At 68.9% G+C, this 768-nt stretch carries 2 pseudogenes; both read right to left on the reverse strand.

The window, feature by feature from the left end:
• Positions 1 to 645: pseudogene (locus ASJ79_RS24930) on the reverse strand (thiolase domain-containing protein); the annotation flags it as partial.
• Positions 645 to 768: pseudogene (locus ASJ79_RS32805) on the reverse strand (lipid-transfer protein); the annotation flags it as partial. The pseudogenes ASJ79_RS24930 and ASJ79_RS32805, both read right to left, overlap by 1 nt.

The raw sequence follows: 768 nt of genomic DNA on the forward strand, positions 1-768 counted from the left end.
CGCCGCGGCGCCGTCCGAGGACGGGCACGTCTCGTCGTAGCGGATCGGGTCCCACAGCATCGGGGACTCCATCACCTTCTCCAACGTGATGTCGGCCTGCTGCAGGTGGGCCAACGGGTTTTTGGCCCCGTTGAGGCGGTCCTTGACCGCCACCATCGCGCCGATGTGGGTCGGTGCGCCCGAACGGCGGATGTACGCGCGCACGTGCGGGGCGAAGTAGCCGCCCGCGCCGGCGCCGACGGGCTTGGTGAACGGCACCGGAATGCTCAGTGCCCACATGGCGTTCGACTCGGACTGCTTCTCCCACGCCATCGTCAGCACCCGGCGGTACTTCCCGGACTGCACCAGGCTGGCGGCCACGATCGCGGTCGATCCGCCGACCGAACCCGCGGTGTGGACGCGGATCAGCGGCTTGCCGCTGGCGCCCGTCGCGTCGGCCATGAACAGCTCGGGCATCATGACGCCCTCGAAGAAGTCCGGCGCCTTGCCGACGACGACGGCGTCGATGTCGGCCAGCGTGACACCGGCGTCCTCGAGAGCCCGGTCGATCGCCTCGCGCACGAGGCCGTTCATCGACACGTCCTTGCGCTTGGCGACGTACTTCGTCTGGCCGGTGCCCAGCACCGCGGCGAGCTTTTTAGCCATCAGTCTTTTCCTTCCAGGACCGCGACCAGATTCTGTTGCAGCGCAGGACCGCTCGTAGCGTGCGCCAGCACGCGGGAGGCGTCGCCGTCGAAGATGTGCCGCGCGGCGAAACCGATGCGCTCC

Origin of the sequence: Mycobacterium sp. NAZ190054, from assembly GCF_001545925.1 — a bacterium.
Lineage (GTDB): Bacteria > Actinomycetota > Actinomycetes > Mycobacteriales > Mycobacteriaceae > Mycobacterium.